This is a genomic window from Paenibacillus sp. FSL R5-0810 (genome assembly GCF_038002285.1).
GTDB lineage: Bacteria > Bacillota > Bacilli > Paenibacillales > Paenibacillaceae > Paenibacillus_AQ > Paenibacillus_AQ lactis.
Genome location: NZ_JBBOCF010000001.1, coordinates 3,337,172 through 3,353,919, shown reverse-complemented (window position 1 = coordinate 3,353,919; position 16,748 = coordinate 3,337,172). Strand labels below are relative to the sequence as shown.

The following is a 16,748-nucleotide window of genomic DNA, read 5'->3' as shown; positions in this document are numbered from 1 at the left end:
ATGCACTTCAGAGCATAGCTCACCGGATCCTGACGCGTCAGGGCCCGTTTTCCTTTGTTCGGACACGAACACGGTGAAACGGGCCCTTATTTGTTCTTTTCTCAGCCGCACATAACTTGCCAAGCCCTATCATATAGCTAGGTATAGAGAGGACAAGTGAGGTGTGTGAATATGAACAAAGCGCGGATGACCATCCGTTTTGACCATGACCCTCCCAAACCGAATCATCGGAACGGCAGGGGCATGCAGGAAGAGCCCTGCACGAATGAACTGGGGGTTTCAAACTGGAATACGCCCAGCGATTGGGATTTCGAGAGACTGGGGATGGAGGATGATGGAGCACCCGGAAGCTGGAATTCAAACGGCTTCATCGACCATTCGGCTTCATCGGCCGATCCCAAACCAGAGCATCTGCGCGTTGTTCATCCCGAGGCAAAGACGGATCAGCCGGATGCGTTGGATGATCGGAGGCTGCGCAGCAGCCGGGACTCCTCGCGAAGAGGACGGCTGGCCGAGGAGAGAAGGCGGCTTCAGGCTGCCAATGAGCAATTGGCAGGCAATGGCAATCCGGAGCACCCGGATCCATATCAGGATCTTCCTGAGGTATGGGATGGCGGCGCGATTGACTCCCACTCCCGTACGGGAAAATTCTCAGCAGTACCTCCGCAGCAAGATCCATGGGAAAGCGGACAACAGGACGGGGTTTTCTATGAGGGAACACAGGGAGATGATTACAGCTATTACCGGACGAAGCGGCCGACGTCCTTCTGGAAGATGGCGGCTGCGGTCAGTGCAGCGGTCATCACCGGGTTAATGTTCGGGTACATGGTTCTGACGATGTTTAACGGCGGCGCCGGCAGCAGTACCAATGGGGATATATCGGCGCCAGGGACGGGCAGTGAGACGGTGATTGAAAACGAAGCGGGAACGGGAACGGGTGAAAGCACGGGGGCACCGGCACCTTCCGGACAACAGCCTGCCACGGCCGTGCAAATTCCGGGATCGACCTTCTATATGCTGCAGTACGGTGTTTTCAGCACGCCCGAGCGCGTGGAGCAGGCGAAGAGCGAGCTGCTGGCGGCAGGAATCGCGGCCGGAGGGGATCCGAATGAGGAAAATCGGGTCTATGCGGGCATATCGCCGGATCGGGAACAGGCCAAGCTGCTGAGCAATCAGCTCAAGGCCGAAGGGGTCGAGCTCTACGTGCGGGAAATTTCCTTGCCGCAGGCCGAGCCCCGGGTGTATTCCGGTGAAGCGAAGACGCTTACGGACTATTTTACGGTCAGCGGCCAGCTGGTCTCCGAGCTGAGTGCGCTGTCTGCTTCTCTATTGGGCCAACAGGAGGGGGGAGGGCCGGCAGCTGCGGAAGCGATGAAGAGCGTGACAAACCTCCATCAGCAGTGGATCCAATCGGTCAAGCAGCTGTCTGAAGGACTGGGACCGGAGTCTCTGGCCGTGCTCCCAATGATGGAACAATCCATGAATGGATCGGTTATGGCGCTCTCCGAATATATCAAAAATCAATCCAAGGGGCATTTGTGGGAGATTCAAACAGGCATGATGAACTATATCATGGGCCAGAAGAAGCTCCTGGACGGCCTATAATTTCAAATCATCGTAAAATCCGGCAAGGAATTGGAAATAGTTCCCCCTGCCGGATTTCTGTTTGTATTGCTTATCGATTCACCGTATAATAATTAGGGTGTCAAAAAATGGCGAGGGAAGAGGATGCATGAAGAAAAATAAAGGAATGCTCATCTTATTTTTGCTGTTAGGGTGGCTTGCCGGCACATGGATCGCGAAGGCGCTTGAGCCGGTTAAGGCGGTGTCGTTTCTAACGGCGTCTACGCCCATCAAGTGGTCCCCTTCAGCCGACCTTGACATCATCATTTACGACATTAACCTTGAACTTCATTTCAGCCTGCTTAGTCTGCTGGGCATCATTGCAGCGATCTGGCTATACCGCAGGCTCTAAGACATGACAAAGGAGACTATCCCCCTTGAAAGAGAAGAGAAATCGCCGTATAATACTGGCTTCGACCTCTCCTCGGCGCCAGGAGCTGATCGCCTCCCTTCGAATTCCATTCGATATCGTGCCGAGTGAAGCGAATGAGGATACGCCTGCAGAATGGTCCCCGGACCGGATTGTAGAATCGCTGGCTCTGCGTAAGGCGGATGCGGTTCACCGCAAGCTGAATACGGACCAGGGCGGCGGGATTATCGTCGGAAGCGACACGGTTGTTGTACTGGAGGATCTCGTGCTGGGGAAACCGGTGGATCATGACGATGCGGTGCGAATGCTGACCATGCTTCAGGGACGCGCTCACCGGGTATTTACGGGAGTTGCATGCATCGATCTGGCATCGGGCGCGATCAAGGTGTCTCACCGCGAAACCAAAGTGAGCATGAAACGCTTGAGTCCGGATGCGGTTGAAGCTTATGTAAGGAGCGGCGAACCGATGGACAAGGCCGGTGCGTATGCGATTCAGGGCCTTGGAGCAACGCTTATCGAAGGTATTGAGGGCGACTATTTTAATGTCGTCGGCCTTCCGCTTTCTCTGCTGTCGGACATGCTGTCTGAGATGGGGATGGATGTACTAACCGAATCGTAGATATAAAGGCTGATCGGTTCGCTGTCCTTGGGAGCACCCGGGGCAAGCTGAAACCGATTGATTTTATTCTTAGAAAGTAGGGGAATCTATGGAGTCGCCAACATTATTGCTGCGCGACATCCCCCATGACGAACGACCAAGAGAACGCATGATGCATTATGGGGCGAGCGCACTGAGCCATGCGGAATTGCTGGCGATATTGCTTCGAACAGGAACCCGCCAGGAATCTGCCGTACATATAGCGCAGCGGCTGCTTAAGGAAGCCGGAGGAATCCGGCAGCTCGTGGACCTCAGCATCGAAGAACTTACGCAAATTAAAGGAATTGGAACCGCCAAGGCCGTTCAGCTGAAGGCTGGCATAGAGCTTGGACGGCGATTGGCGGCATCCAGGCATGTGGAGCCTGTCATTATACGCAATCCGCATGATGCAGCGGAGCTGCTCAGTGAACAGATGCGATATTTGCAGAAAGAGCATTTTGTCTGCTTGTTTTTAAATACGAAGAATCACGTCATTGCCCAGGAAACGTTATCGATGGGGAGCCTCAACGCTTCCATCGTTCATCCCCGCGAGGTGTTCAGAGCGGCTATCAAATGCAGCAGTGCGTCGCTGGTATGCGCGCACAACCATCCAAGCGGAGATCCGACGCCCAGCCCGGAAGACATTTCCCTTACCTCCCGTCTGGTGGAGGCGGGACAGATTGTCGGGATCGACGTGCTGGATCATCTGATTATCGGGGACGGATCGTTCGTAAGTTTGAAGGAACGGGGCTTGATGTAATATAATAGTTCAGATTGAGGAAGAAAGGGAGATACATCATGTTGGGTGGTTTTACAAAAGATTTGGGAATCGATTTGGGGACGGCGAATACGCTGGTCTATGTCCGCGGTAAAGGAATTGTCGTGAGGGAGCCGTCTGTGGTTGCACTGCGTACGGATACAAAGACGATTGAGGCGGTCGGCGAGTCCGCAAAGAAAATGATCGGACGTACGCCGGGCAACATCCGTGCCATCCGTCCGATGAAGGACGGCGTCATTGCTGATTTTGATACGACGGCAACGATGATTAAGTATTTTATTCGCCAAGCGCAGAAGCAGCGCTCCGTTTTCCCGCGCCATCCGAATGTGATGGTCTGTGTTCCTTCGGGCATTACGGCGGTTGAGCAGCGTGCGGTAGAGGATGCGACCAAGCAAGCCGGCGCACGCGAGGCGTATATCATTGAGGAGCCGTTCGCGGCCGCGATCGGTGCGGACCTGCCTGTATGGGAGCCGACCGGCAGCATGGTAGTTGATATCGGCGGCGGCACCACCGAGGTTGCGGTTATCTCGCTCGGCGGCATCGTAACGAGCCGTTCGGTTCGGGTTGCCGGCGATGAGATGGATGATTCTATTATTTCCTATATCAAACGACAATATAATCTGATGATCGGTGAGCGCACCGCCGAGCTGTTGAAGATGGAAGTCGGCTCCGCCATGCCGCTTGAAACGGTGGAAACGATGGAAATCCGCGGGCGCGACCTGGTAACCGGTCTGCCGAAGACCATTACGATTACGTCCGATGAGATTAGCGAAGCGCTGGCTGACACGATCAACGCCATTGTGGATGCGGTGAAGGTTACGCTGGAGAAATGTCCTCCGGAGCTTGCTGCGGATATTATGGACCGCGGTATCGTCCTGACCGGCGGCGGCGCGCTGCTGCGCAACCTGGACAAGCTGCTTGCCGAAGAGACCGGCATGCCGGTGATCGTTGCCGAGAATCCGCTGGACTGCGTGGCGATCGGTACGGGCAAGGCGCTCGAAAACATCCACCTGTTCAAATCCCGGAGCAGCTCTGCCGTCCGTTCCAAACGGTAGACCCAAGATGCGTGTAAACCCCTAATGTTGGGAGAGAAAAACAGTAAGGTTAGAGGGTGTTGCAACTGTTTAAGCTGCTAGGCAACAAGCGCTTGTTCATCATGCTCATCGGGCTCGTGGCGTTTATCGCGATCATGGGATTTACGCTCGGTCCGAGAGCTTCTTTATCTTGGCCTGAGAAATTCGTTAAAGATACGGTCGGTTTTGTGCAAAGCGTATTTTACAAGCCCGCTGCCTATATAGCGGGTTTCTTTGAAGACGTGCGGAATATGAAGGCGGTCTATGAGGAGAATGAAGAGCTTCGTAGGGCGGTTGCGCAGTATTCGCGAGAGAGCGCGAATTACAATACGATAAAAGCGAAGTACGAGAGGCTTCGGGATAATCTCCGATTTACGCAAAACCAGAAAAACCGGGATAAATACGATTACCGTACGGCAGAGGTGATCGCTGTCAATTCGGATCCGAACAACCGGACGCTTGTCGTCAATTTGGGCGAGCGCGACGGCATCCGGCCGAACATGTCGGTCACTACGGTTGACGGCATGGTGGGCATCGTAAGCAACGTGAGCAATTTCACCTCCACGGTGAAGCTGCTGACAACGATGGATGCCCAGGACCCGAATCCGCAGCCGATCTCGGTTACGGCGATCGGCAAGGAGGACAAAACCTTCGGCATCGTGGAAACTTACGACGAGAAGACCAACACGCTGCTCATGACACGGGTTGCGGAGGATGATCCGATTGCGGAAGGAGACAAGATTATTTCGTCCGGCGCGGGCGGCGTCATTCCGCCGGGCCTGATCATTGGAACCGTAGATAGCGTCCAGATCAGCCAATTCGGGCAGAGCAGAACCGCAACGATTACGCCTGCCGCCAAATTCGAGGACTGGAGATATGTCATTATCGTGGTTACCCCAGAGGAGCCGAAATGATGGCGCGCAAGCAGATTCTCATTCTCCTGTTGTTCGTTTTGTTCATCCTGCAAGGCACGGTGTTCTTCTGGTTAACGCCGAGCTCGCTGCAGCTGCAGATCTATCCTAATTTTGTTCTGGTCGCCATATTTTTCGTCTCGATCTATTATCACCGCCATACCGGCCTTGTGCTCGGACTTATATTCGGTATGCTTCATGACATCGTATACTACGGCGAAATGATCGGCACTTATTCTTTTGCTATGGGCATATCCGCATATTTGCTGGGACTTGTGTTCAAGGCGCCGCGTGCTCCGCTGCCGATGATGATGACGATCGTCATCTTGGGAAGCCTGCTGTTCGATAGCACGCTGTTTGGTATCTACAAGGTATTCCGGCTTAATCCGACCTCTTACAATTGGTCGCTGCTGCATCATATGCTGCCGAATCTCCTCGTTCACTTTGCCTTTGCTTTGGCGATTTATGTCCCGGTCCGCAAGCAGCTGGAGCTGATCGCGAAATATCAGCGAAGAAAGACTGCTTCCTAAGCCCACGCCAAGACATTTTACGAAGACTAGCAGGAACTTGAAGGTTTGAGCGCGAAATGTACTAGGATGGGAGGGACAGGTCTTATGGCTGTAAAATCCAATCATGTGACGATTAAGGGCATTAAGGATGGCCTGGTATTCCTGCTTGACGATCAATGTGAGCTCGACGAGCTGCTCCAGGAGCTTAGGTATAAGCTGGAGCACAGTCACCAGAATATTTTGACCGGACCGATCATTCATGTGGATGTAAAGCTGGGATCCCGTAAAGTATCCGAAGAAGAAAAACAGATGATTCTCGATATATTGAAGCAAAAAGGAAATCTTCTAATCCGCAATGTAGAGTCCCCGCCGATCGAGCCGGAGACCCCTCCCGGCAGCCAGCTGGAGCTGATGACGGGAATCGTGCGATCAGGGCAGGTGCTGCACCATGATGGAGATCTCCTATTCCTAGGAGACGTCAATCCCGGGGGCGTCATTACGTGCACCGGAGATATATACATACTGGGCGCGCTGCGCGGAACCGCGCATGCCGGTGTGGACGGCAACGAAGAAGCGATTATTGCCGCTTCGTATTTCGCTCCTACCCAGCTCCGGATTTCTCAAATGATCAGCCGGCCGCCGGACGAATGGGAGACGCGCGAGACGGTCATGGAATTTGCTTATTTGAAGAACGGAAGCATGGAGATCGACAAGATCAGCAACATCTCACGTTTGGGTCGGGATTTTAATGTGTTTAAAGGGGTGTAGTACATGGGAGAGGCAATCGTCGTAACTTCTGGTAAGGGCGGAGTCGGTAAAACGACGACATCGGCGAACATCGGCACAGCTTTAGCACTCTTGGGAAAAAAAGTGTGTTTGGTGGATACGGATATCGGTCTGCGCAATTTGGATGTCGTCATGGGCCTGGAGAACCGGATTATTTACGACATATGCGACGTTGCAGAAGGGCGATGCCGGCTCAATCAAGCGTTGATCAAGGACAAGCGCTTTGACGATCTGTATATGCTGCCTGCAGCCCAGACGAAGGATAAGAACGCGATTTCTCCGGATCAAGTGAAGGATATCGTTCTCGAACTCAAGAAAGAATTCGAATACATCATCATCGATTGCCCTGCAGGAATCGAACAGGGCTTCAAGAATGCAATTGCCGGCGCCGATAAAGCCATCGTCGTTACGACGCCGGAGAACGCAGCCGTTCGGGACGCAGACCGGGTTATCGGGCTTCTGGAGAGCTCCCATGTGGAATCGCCGAAGCTGATCGTGAACCGGATCCGTCCGAACATGGTGAAGACCGGCGACATGCTCGAGATTGAAGATGTGCTGCAGGTGCTGAACATCGATTTGATCGGCATCGTGCCCGATGACGAGAAGGTGATCAAGGCGGCCAATAGTGGGGAGCCGACCGTAATGAATCCGGATTCCCAAGCGGCGATCGCCTATCGGAACATCGCACGCCGAATTCTTGGTGATACCGTGCCTCTGATGCAGATTCATCAGAAAAAGGGCATGTTCACCAAGTTCAAGAAGTTTTTCGGAATGGGTTAAGCGAAGTTTCAGTTTCATATAGAGCAGCAGGGGTATCCCAACAGATCTTGGATCTGGCGGGATACCCCTTTTTTTCTGTTGGAAGCCGCTCCGTATAGAAAAGGTTCTCGACAGCCTGAGGGGTTCTCAAGAAGGCAACGGCATTTCTACCGGATCCGGCTCATCAAGATGAGCAGGGCTTGTTCTAAACGGCTTTCCCTCCCTCATATGATAGGACAAGAAGAGATCTGCCGAAGGATCTTGAGGCAGACAGACAAACAAGCCCCAAGGGGGAGAGCTTATGGACGTTAAATCCTCAGTGAAACATCGTAGGGAAGCCCGAATCCGGGAGCTGCTCGAGGGCGGGCAGCATTCGCTCCCGCCGGACAAGTCGTGGCCGGCGCTGCCTGGACAAGCGGAGACGGTCAAGCCGGAAGCCAAAGAGCCCGAGGGGGCTCAGAATTCGAAAGTCAGACCGGCATTGCCCGATCGGTCCTCGGCCGATATGGAGCCGGATCCCGAGCGGCTCTGGAAGCAGCAGGGATATCGCGGCTGGTACGACACTATAGATCCCGGCGACGCTCCGAATCCGCCGCGAAGGGGATCCTTTCTGCCCGGCCTTGTTCGACGCCTCGTCGTGAGCGCGCTGCTGTTCGGCATCGTGTGGGGGATATTTTCCATGCAGCAGCCATGGGCTCTGCGAACGCAGGCCTTTATCATCGAAGGGCTGAGCCGTGAGATGGATTTCCGCGCGGCCCAGGTATGGTACGAAGAGCATTTTGGAGAAGCTCCATCCTTTATTCCGATTTTCGGGCAAACCGATGAGCACTCCACCAAAGTGAATGCATCCACATCGCTCATTCCTCCGCTTGAAGGCAGGTTGGTGCAATCCTTTGCTGTAGATCTGAAGGGAATCGTGCTGGAAGCCGCAGGAGGATCGTTATCCCAGCGGGCGGTCAGAAGCATTGAGACCGGCCGGGTACTGGAGGTGACAGAGCATCCGGAGAACGGGATATCGGTTTTAATTCAGCATACGGGAAACCGGAAGGCGATTTACAGCAGACTGGCGGAGACCGGGCTGAAGGTCAACGATTGGGTGCAGGGCGGAGATCCGATCGGTACGCTTCAATCGACGGATTCGGGCAGTCCCCCGACGCTTTATTTTGTTCTCAAAGAGGGCAACCGGGACGTGGACCCTGCGGAAGTGATGCCGCTTGATTAATTTTAAGGGGACAGCCCTGTCGCTGCATCCGCTTTTTGTCATCGTCATGCTGGCTTCCGTCGTAACGGGACGTTTTCTCGAGCTGCTTACATTATTCATCATCGTCTTTATCCATGAATTAGGTCATGCCGCCGCCGCTGCAGCGATGGGGTTCAAGGTGAGAGCCATTCAGATGCTGCCGTTCGGCGGCGTTGCTGTTATAGAGGACGATGGGCGGATGACGGCATGGAAGGAAATCGTCATCGCGCTTTCAGGTCCGCTCCAAAATGCCATCATGATCGGACTTGCCCTCTGCTGCCGCTGGGCCGGCTGGGGAGACGAGGCGATGCTGGCTTATATTATCCAGGGAAATGTGATGATCGCTCTATTCAATCTCCTGCCGATTCTGCCTCTTGATGGAGGAAAGGTGCTCCAGGCGCTGATCAGTTTAATCGCTCCTTACCACGCAACGCTGGTATGGACTTCCCGGGCCGGCATATGCGGCAGTCTGCTGATGATCGCTTACGGACTTGCTCCCTTATCCTCCGGCGGCGGGATCCGCCTCAACCTGCTGATGATCGGGCTGTTTCTGGCATACTCCAACTTTGAGGATCACCGGAATGTACCTTACCGTTTTCTCCGATTTCTTGTGCAGCGCAGCGAGATTTATGAACGAAATTTGGAGCGGCTCGGACCTGCACAGCCGATCGTAGCCGATTCTGCGAAACCTTTGAGTGATATCATGCGTCTATTTAAAAGAGAGAAGTATCATTTGATATATGTGATGGGCGGACCGGGCCGTTTGCTCGCCGTTGTGCCTGAACAGCATGTCATCTCTTCGTACTTCGCATCAAATGGACCACCCTGATATGCGTAAAATCGTAAACATCATGAGGGAGACACAGGGTGGGGCCGATTCTGTCTGCTTCATTCATCCAAATTGTGGTAGGATAGAATCATAGAGTTCGTCTTCCGTTTGTGAGGTGAAGCCATGAGGCAAATGATCGTTCATTGTGAACATGAGAACATTCAGATGGCTCTCATCGAGGATGGGAGATTAGCGGAGTTCGCGGTTGAGCGAAATTCCGAGCAGAGTGTAGTCGGAAGCATTTACAAGGGAAAGGTTGTCAATGTGCTGCCCGGGATGCAGGCAGCCTTTGTCGATATCGGACTGAAGAAGAACGCATTTTTATATGTTGATGATGTGCTTCATCCGCATCTTGAGAAACAGCCGAAGCAGAAACCCTCGATCTCGCAGCTGCTGACCGTCGGCCAAGAGCTGATCGTTCAAGTGATGAAAGAGCCGAGAGGAGGCAAGGGAGCCAGGGTGACAACGCATTTCTCCCTTCCGGGCAGATGCATGGTATACATGCCGACAGCCGATTATGTCGCCGTCTCGAAGAAGATCGAGCGCGATGCGGAGCGCAGCCGGCTGAAGGGGATTGGAGAGCAGCTGCGGACCGGGGAAGAGGGCATCATTATCCGGACGGTTTCGGAGGATGAGCCCATCGATTTTATCCGCAGTGATCTTGAGTTTTTAAGGGAAGAATGGGCGAGAATAACGGAAAAGGCACGGAAGCTTCAAGCTCCCGCTTTGCTCCATCGGGATCTTGGCCTTTTGCAGCGCCTGATCAGGGATTCATTTGATCCTTATGAGGATGAGCTCGTGATTGACAGCCTGCCCAAAGCCGAGGAGACGATTAGCTACCTGAAGGACAGCGTCCCGGGCATCGAGCCAAAGGTTATCCATTATTCGGAGAGCGTCCCGCTCTTCCAGGCTTACGGGATTGATGATCAGCTGAAGACCGGCTTCGCAAGAAAGATTGCGCTGCCGGAAGGGGTTACGATCGTCATTGACCAGACGGAAGCGATGACCATTATCGATGTCAATACCGCGAAATATATCGGCGGGGATAATCTGGGCGAGACGATTCTCCAGACCAACCTGCTGGCCGCTCGCGAGATTGCACGCATATTGCGGCTGTGGGACATCGGAGGGATCATCATCGTCGACTTCATCGATATGGAGCGCGAGGAGCATCGGCATCAGGTAGCGGCGGCAATGGAGGAGGCGATCCGGAAGGATCGGAGCAAGACCTTTGTCGTAGGCTGGACCAAGCTGGATTTGCTGGAAATGACCCGTAAGAAAGCGAGAGAGAGCATGCCGCTGCCCTTTGCCAAGCCTTGCGGTGCCTGCGGAGGGAGAGGCTTTGTTCTTCCTTCTGGAGGTTGACGTTGAATAAGGATTATGATATTATCATTGGGTATGTGTGAAGTAATCTATTGCTGCACATGCTGTAACCGCTCCGGTTGGGTTTATAAGCGCTGTTCAGGTAAGGACAGTCACCTTTTCCAGGCGAGTCTGAGACATAGGGAGGTGCAAGCAAATGTACGCTATTATCGAAACAGGCGGTAAGCAATACAAAGTTCAAGAGGGCGATGTATTGTTCATCGAGAAGCTGAATGCAGGTGACGGAGAGAGCGTGACTTTCGACCGTGTACTGGCCGTTTCCAAAGAGGACGGACTGGTAGCAGGTACTCCGGTTGTAGCCGGTGCAACTGTGACTGCGAAAGTGGAGAAGCACGGTAAAGGCCGCAAGGTCGTTGTATACAAATACAAGCCGAAGAAGAACTACCACAAGAAGCAAGGTCATCGTCAGCCTTATACGAAAGTAACCATCGAGAAGATCCAAGCGTAAGAGGGTGCGGTAAGTGATTACGGTACAGATCCTGCGCGGGGAAGATGGACGAATCCGTAGCTTTAAGGTTGAGGGACATGCGGGCTATGCCGATCCCGGACAAGATATCGTGTGTGCCGGAGTATCCAGCATCACGGTGGGGACGGTCAATTCCGTCGAGGCTCTTACCGGAACCGTTATGGAGACCCGGATGAAGGGCGGCTTTCTCAGCGCGAATCTTCCGAAGAGTGCAGACGAATCTGCATCGGGTCAAGTTCAGCTGCTTCTCGAGTCGATGGTTGTCATGTTGCAGGGAATTGCCGATTCATACGGCAAATATATACGAATACAAGAATTGACTACTTAAAGAAGGAGGTAGACAACATGTTGAAATTGGATCTTCAGTTATTCGCATCGAAAAAAGGTGTAGGTTCCACGAAGAACGGTCGTGACAGTGAAGCGAAGCGCCTTGGCGTGAAGCGTGCGGACGGTCAAGTTGTGACCGGCGGCAGCATCTTGGTTCGTCAACGCGGTACGAAAATTCACCCAGGCACGAACGTGGGTATCGGTAAAGACGATACTTTGTTTGCGAAAGTGGACGGCGTTGTGAAATTCGAACGTTGGGGCCGTGACCGCAAGAAAGTGAGCGTCTACCCGGTTGAAGTCGCTCCTGTAGCGGCTGCAGTGGAAGCTTAATCGTTTCTTATACTGCTTACAGAAGAAGCCTTTCGGCATCGTTGCCGGGGCTTCTTTTTTTAATTATAAGAAGGGGCTTGCTTCACTCCGTGGGCGGGGTATCCGGTCGTCGAGTTGGTTAGCATCTTCGAAGCCAAGGTGGAGTAACCGTTAGCCTGCAGCGCCTTCGATCGCTGGCCTTCCACCGTAATTCGTATTGAAATTTGCCAAGATCATCATCCAGGGGATGAACCGTGCGGAAAGACTGTGATATACTGAGATCTGGTGAATGTAACCAATTGCTGTTGAAAGACGAGGAGAAGCGATGAAATCCTGGATATGGATAACGGCTGGGGCCGGTTTAACCTCAGTCTTGCCGGTAGCATGGATGGTATGGAAGCCTAGTCTCGCAGCGGGTGCCGTAACGGCGATCTGGGCTGCGGCTGCTTCGGTTGGCGCTGCATGGCTTGTGCTGCGGTCGGAGAAGCGCAGGCAGCAGGCGATCGTTCGGAATATGGAGCACGCGTCGATTCGGATGTTGAATCATCACCGACATGATTGGATGAATGAACTTCAAATTTTATACGGCTATATTCAATTAGGCAAGCTTGATAAATCCGTGGCTTGTGTGGAAAGAATAAAAGAGCGGATGGCGCTGGAGAGCAAAATATCCAAGCTGGGCATCCCTTCTCTGGTTTTTTATTTACATTCATACCGGACCTCCGGCAACAATCTGCAGCTGGAAGTTGACATTGTGGATCAAGTCCAGTTGGAAGGCAAGGTCTCGCCAGGAACGGCCGATCGGGTGGCCGAAACGATTATTCGGACGGTCAAGGCTTTCCAGATGAGCGGGAAGGCGTCATGGGGAGAAACCCGGGAGTTAGCGTTAACATTTATGCAGCAGGAGCATGAGCTGATTGTATGGGCACAGGGTGAAGGAGACTTCGGAGAACCCGACAGCTTAAGGCTTCAGATCGAACAAGCCGTACAGGACGAAGGCGTTCGGGTGGAACAGACGGAGCCGGGGGAACCCACGTACCGCTTATACCTGCCGTTAGTGACTTGAGGAAGGTGATATCATGTTTGTAGATAAAGCGAAAGTTTACGTAAAAGGCGGAGACGGAGGAGATGGCCTCATTGCATTCCGCCGTGAGAAGTATGTGCCTGAGGGCGGCCCTGCCGGCGGTGACGGCGGCAAAGGCGGCGATGTCATATTTCGAGTGGATGAAGGACTGCGTACGCTGATGGATTTCCGTTACCAGAAGCATTTTAAGGCCAAGCGCGGAGAAAAGGGACGGAACAAAAGCCAGCATGGCGCCAACGCTGAAAATTTGATTGTGCGCATACCGCCCGGCACGATCCTGATGGATGACGACACGGGCGAAGTGATCGGGGATCTGACCCGGCATGGGCAGCAGGTCGTTGTAGCCAGAGGCGGACGCGGGGGACGGGGAAATATCCGTTTCGCAACGCCAAACAATCCTGCGCCGGAGCTCGCCGAGAACGGTGAAGAGGGCGAAGAGCGATACGTCGTAATGGAGCTTAAGGTTATGGCCGATGTCGGCTTGGTCGGCTTCCCGAGCGTCGGCAAGTCTACGCTGTTATCGGTCGTTTCCGCCGCGCAGCCTAAGATTGGAGCCTATCATTTTACGACCATCACGCCAAATCTCGGTATGGTGGAAGTGGGCGATGGCCGAAACTTCGTCATGGCCGATCTGCCCGGATTGATCGAGGGCGCCCATGAGGGCGTCGGACTCGGACATGAGTTCCTCCGGCATGTAGAGCGGACGCGCGTCATTATTCATGTGGTAGATATGGCCGGTACGGAGGGCAGGGACCCGTTCGAGGATTGGGAGAAGATCAATGATGAGATCAGGCTCTACAATGCGGCTCTGATGGACCGCCCGCAAATTGTGGCTGCCAATAAGATGGATATGCCTGAAGCCGAAGAGAATCTGGCCGTCTTCACCGAGAAGGTAAAGGCGATCCGCCCGGACATTGAAGTTATGCCCATTTCTTCACTGACCCGTCAAGGGATCCAGGAGCTTCTGTACCGAACGATGGATATTCTTGAGAGCATGCCGGAAGAGCCAACGGTGGAAGAGGTGACCGAGGTTGCCGAGCGGAAGGTCTACAAGTTCAAAGCCCAGAATGACAACTCGTTCACGATTACCCGCGACAATGAAATGTATGTCGTGCACAGCGAACGGATCGAGCGGATGCTGAAGCGGATGCAGATGAATTCGCATGACGCGATTCTGAAGCTTGCCCGGACCATGCGCCATATGGGTGTGGACGAGGAGCTTCGCAAGCGCGGTGCAACGGAAGGAACAATTGTACGAATCGGCGATTTTGAATTCGAGTTTGTTGAAGGAAGCAGCTATTATTAAGAGCAGAACAGAAGGATGGAACATCCCCCAATCGGGGCCTTCGAGCGCCGCTGATTTTGTTTGATAAAGAGATACCGCTAAGTCTGTATGCAAGCAGGATTGGCGGTTTTTTTGTACGCTAAAGAGCGCGAATATGCCCGCATTCCCAAATTTTTCATCCATTTACCAGTCAAATCGTATACAATAGTAGTACATTTGTACCTTTTTTTATTGATCATCAGATCGGACGAACCGTGCAAAAGGAGAGCAGAACTATGGCAATCATTGACGTTGTTAAATTTGAAGGCCCGCCGGATGTGTTTGCTTGGCGTTATCCGAACCAGGAACTGGGCACCTGGACCCAACTTATCGTTCATGAATCGCAGGAGGCGATTTTATATAAGGGCGGCCAAGCCTTGGATTCCTTCTCTGCAGGCAGGCATACGCTAAGCACTGCAAACATTCCGATTTTATCGAATATCATCAATCTTCCGTTCGGCGGCAAATCCCCGTTTACCGCTGAAGTATGGTTTATCAACAAAATGCGCTCACTGGATGTGAAGTGGGGGACGAGCGCGCCGATACAGCTCCAGGATCCCAAATATAATATTATCGTCTCCGTGCGGGCATTCGGACAGTTCGGGGTCCAGATCAGCGATCCGAGAAAATTTTTGGGGAAAATGGTCGGCACGCTGCCAACCTTTGATCAAAGCACCTTGGTCAAATATTACCGGGGGGTGCTTATGTCCAATATTAAGGATATCATCTCCTCGTACATCATTTTCAAAAAAATCAGCGTCGTCGAAATCAGCGCCTATATGACGGAAATATCAAAGCACATTATGGAAGCGATTGCTCCATCGTTCGATGAGATGGGGATTACGCTGCTCAATTTCTTTGTCGATTCCATCAACATACCGGAAGATGACCCCGCGGCTCTTCGAATTAAGGAAGCATTGGCGAAGAAAGCGGAAATGGACATTATCGGCTATACATATCATCAGGAGCGGACCTTCGATACGCTGGAAGGAGCCGCGAAGAATCCCGGGAGCCCGGCGGGAATCATCGGCAGCGGGCTGGGCGTAGGGATCGGCATGGCTGGTCCGGTATATGAGACGATGACCCGAGTGTTAAGGGACACTGAGGTACCGACTGCGGACGGCCCCGGACTGAAGCCAAGAGCCTGTACCGAGTGCGGAACGTTGATCGACGAGCATTCCCGGTTTTGTTCAGGCTGTGGTCAGCCGGCCCATGTGCAGAAGCCGGACAAGCCGGCTCGCGATATTTTGTGCACCGATTGCGGTCATGTGATCCCCCGTCATGCGAAGTTTTGCCTGAACTGCGGAGATCCGTACAGAGCCTGCCCATCCTGCGGCTATGATTATCCGGCGAATGCCAAGATATGCGCGGAATGCGGCGCCCAGCTGCCAATCCCTTGCCGGGAATGCAGCAACTTGCTGGACCCGGGGGCGAAATTCTGTCCGAACTGCGGAGCAAGCCATAGGCTTCAATGCACTAACTGCAATCATGAGGTACAGCCGGGGCAGAAGTTCTGCATGGAATGCGGGCATCGGTTAATGGAAAGTGAAAGCGGTGATCCATCATGACGTCAAGAGTCGCAACTCGAAACGGTTTCTGGTTGGCTGCCGCGATCGTGCCGGTGGCAACGATACTGCTATTCGGTTTTATTGGCGGGCTGACCGATATCAACGCGTGGATGTCCGGCATTGCCATTGGTTTCGCTGAGGCGTCTGTGCTTCTTTTTACCGGATCCTGCATCCATCAACGCAGACGCAAAGCTGCTGCCTCCAAGGCCCCTTTTACGATCGCCATGGGCTTCATTATCGGGGTGTATGCCGTATCCGTCATCCTTGAGGTGATTTTGCTGGGAAACCTGTTTAAGCTCTCAGGGCCGGCGTATCTCAAAATCCATGCGATGACGTTATTGGGATTTGCCGTTGTTTTGGCTTTAGTCTCTCTGATCGGCAGGTATGCATTCGCTCATGAGGAGAAGGAGGGGGAGCACACAGCAAGGAAGCGTGAAACGGTCGCTTGGGTTGGAGCGATCCGGGGAAAGCTGAACCTGCTGTCAGGCGAGGATATCCCCTTGCTGGACCGGGATTTGGCTGAACTGGAGGAGACGCTTCGCTACAGCGATCCCATTCCCCATGCCTCCCTCCATGAAATGGAGCATTTGATCCGGGAGAAAATCGCGGTATTGGAGGATCAGGTGACACTGATCGGTGAAGTCAGCGCCGAAGCCCGCCCGGAGGTGGCCGAGGAAACGGCACGCATGATCCGGGATATCCTCAGAACGGTGCAGGACCGTAATATGCAGCTTTTACATGCAAAAGCAGGTTCTACATAAAAGCAGATCAA

19 protein-coding genes and 1 other annotated feature are annotated in these 16,748 nt (G+C 53.3%); all 19 genes read left to right on the top strand.

All coding sequences use genetic code 11. The annotated features are described in order from the left end of the window. Positions 1-171: 171 nt before the first annotated feature. A complete protein-coding gene (locus MKX76_RS15225) occupies positions 172-1,605 on the top strand; it encodes an SPOR domain-containing protein (protein WP_341034092.1) in 1,434 nt (477 codons plus the stop codon). A 127-nt stretch (positions 1,606-1,732) separates the two neighbouring features. Next, positions 1,733-1,975, top strand: coding sequence for a DUF4321 domain-containing protein (locus MKX76_RS15220; protein ID WP_007130730.1), 243 nt, complete (start codon positions 1,733-1,735; stop codon positions 1,973-1,975). A 25-nt stretch (positions 1,976-2,000) separates the two neighbouring features. Further along, entirely contained in the window at positions 2,001-2,612 is a 612-nt protein-coding gene (locus MKX76_RS15215; RefSeq protein WP_341034091.1) for a Maf family protein, read from the top strand. Between the two features lie 88 nt (positions 2,613-2,700). Then, positions 2,701-3,390 carry a RadC family protein gene (gene radC / locus MKX76_RS15210; RefSeq protein WP_007130728.1) on the top strand — a complete coding sequence of 230 codons (690 nt, stop codon included), beginning with the start codon at positions 2,701-2,703 and terminating at the stop codon, positions 3,388-3,390. 38 nt (positions 3,391-3,428) lie between these two features. Continuing rightward, positions 3,429-4,463 carry a rod shape-determining protein gene (locus tag MKX76_RS15205; protein ID WP_007130727.1) on the top strand — a complete coding sequence of 345 codons (1,035 nt, stop codon included), beginning with the start codon at positions 3,429-3,431 and terminating at the stop codon, positions 4,461-4,463. A 56-nt stretch (positions 4,464-4,519) separates the two neighbouring features. Then, on the top strand, positions 4,520-5,395 hold the full coding sequence (gene mreC / locus MKX76_RS15200; protein ID WP_007130726.1) for a rod shape-determining protein MreC: 876 nt from the start codon (positions 4,520-4,522) through the stop codon (positions 5,393-5,395). Next, a complete protein-coding gene (gene mreD, locus MKX76_RS15195; protein ID WP_007130725.1) occupies positions 5,392-5,922 on the top strand; it encodes a rod shape-determining protein MreD in 531 nt (176 codons plus the stop codon). Before mreC ends, mreD begins: the two co-directional genes overlap by 4 nt. 84 nt (positions 5,923-6,006) lie before the next feature. Continuing rightward, positions 6,007-6,669, top strand: a complete 663-nt coding sequence (minC, locus tag MKX76_RS15190) for a septum site-determining protein MinC (protein WP_007130724.1) — start codon at positions 6,007-6,009, stop codon at positions 6,667-6,669. A 3-nt stretch (positions 6,670-6,672) separates the two neighbouring features. Next, entirely contained in the window at positions 6,673-7,467 is a 795-nt protein-coding gene (gene minD, locus MKX76_RS15185) for a septum site-determining protein MinD (RefSeq protein ID WP_007130723.1), read from the top strand. 280 nt (positions 7,468-7,747) lie between these two features. Then, entirely contained in the window at positions 7,748-8,668 is a 921-nt protein-coding gene (locus MKX76_RS15180) for a M23 family metallopeptidase (protein ID WP_341034089.1), read from the top strand. After that, on the top strand, positions 8,661-9,515 hold the full coding sequence (locus MKX76_RS15175; RefSeq protein WP_007130721.1) for a M50 family metallopeptidase: 855 nt from the start codon (positions 8,661-8,663) through the stop codon (positions 9,513-9,515). The genes MKX76_RS15180 and MKX76_RS15175 overlap by 8 nt, the downstream gene beginning before the upstream one ends. Before the next feature lie 123 nt (positions 9,516-9,638). Further along, a complete protein-coding gene (locus MKX76_RS15170) occupies positions 9,639-10,880 on the top strand; it encodes an Rne/Rng family ribonuclease (RefSeq protein ID WP_210095141.1) in 1,242 nt (413 codons plus the stop codon). Positions 10,881-10,936: 56 nt separating this feature from the next. Continuing rightward, positions 10,937-11,021: a sequence feature (ribosomal protein L21 leader region), on the top strand. A 13-nt stretch (positions 11,022-11,034) separates the two neighbouring features. Then, positions 11,035-11,346 (top strand): 50S ribosomal protein L21, encoded by a 312-nt coding sequence (gene rplU, locus MKX76_RS15165; RefSeq protein WP_007130719.1) that lies wholly within the window; start codon positions 11,035-11,037, stop codon positions 11,344-11,346. A 13-nt stretch (positions 11,347-11,359) separates the two neighbouring features. Continuing rightward, complete coding sequence (locus MKX76_RS15160; RefSeq protein ID WP_077569218.1) at positions 11,360-11,692, top strand: ribosomal-processing cysteine protease Prp; 333 nt, start codon at positions 11,360-11,362, stop codon at positions 11,690-11,692. 17 nt (positions 11,693-11,709) lie between these two features. Next, on the top strand, positions 11,710-12,021 hold the full coding sequence (gene rpmA / locus MKX76_RS15155) for a 50S ribosomal protein L27 (RefSeq protein WP_007130717.1): 312 nt from the start codon (positions 11,710-11,712) through the stop codon (positions 12,019-12,021). A 304-nt stretch (positions 12,022-12,325) separates the two neighbouring features. Further along, positions 12,326-13,066, top strand: a complete 741-nt coding sequence (locus MKX76_RS15150) for a Spo0B domain-containing protein (RefSeq protein WP_007130716.1) — start codon at positions 12,326-12,328, stop codon at positions 13,064-13,066. Positions 13,067-13,079: 13 nt separating this feature from the next. Then, positions 13,080-14,390, top strand: a complete 1,311-nt coding sequence (gene obgE, locus MKX76_RS15145) for a GTPase ObgE (protein WP_007130715.1) — start codon at positions 13,080-13,082, stop codon at positions 14,388-14,390. A gap of 254 nt (positions 14,391-14,644) precedes the next feature. Further along, the gene (locus MKX76_RS15140) at positions 14,645-15,976 is read left to right on the top strand and encodes an SPFH domain-containing protein (RefSeq protein ID WP_341034087.1); all 1,332 of its coding nucleotides are present in this window, start codon (positions 14,645-14,647) and stop codon (positions 15,974-15,976) included. Then, entirely contained in the window at positions 15,973-16,737 is a 765-nt protein-coding gene (locus MKX76_RS15135; RefSeq protein ID WP_210095139.1) for a hypothetical protein, read from the top strand. The genes MKX76_RS15140 and MKX76_RS15135 overlap by 4 nt, the downstream gene beginning before the upstream one ends. The last annotated feature ends 11 nt before the right edge of the window (positions 16,738-16,748 follow it).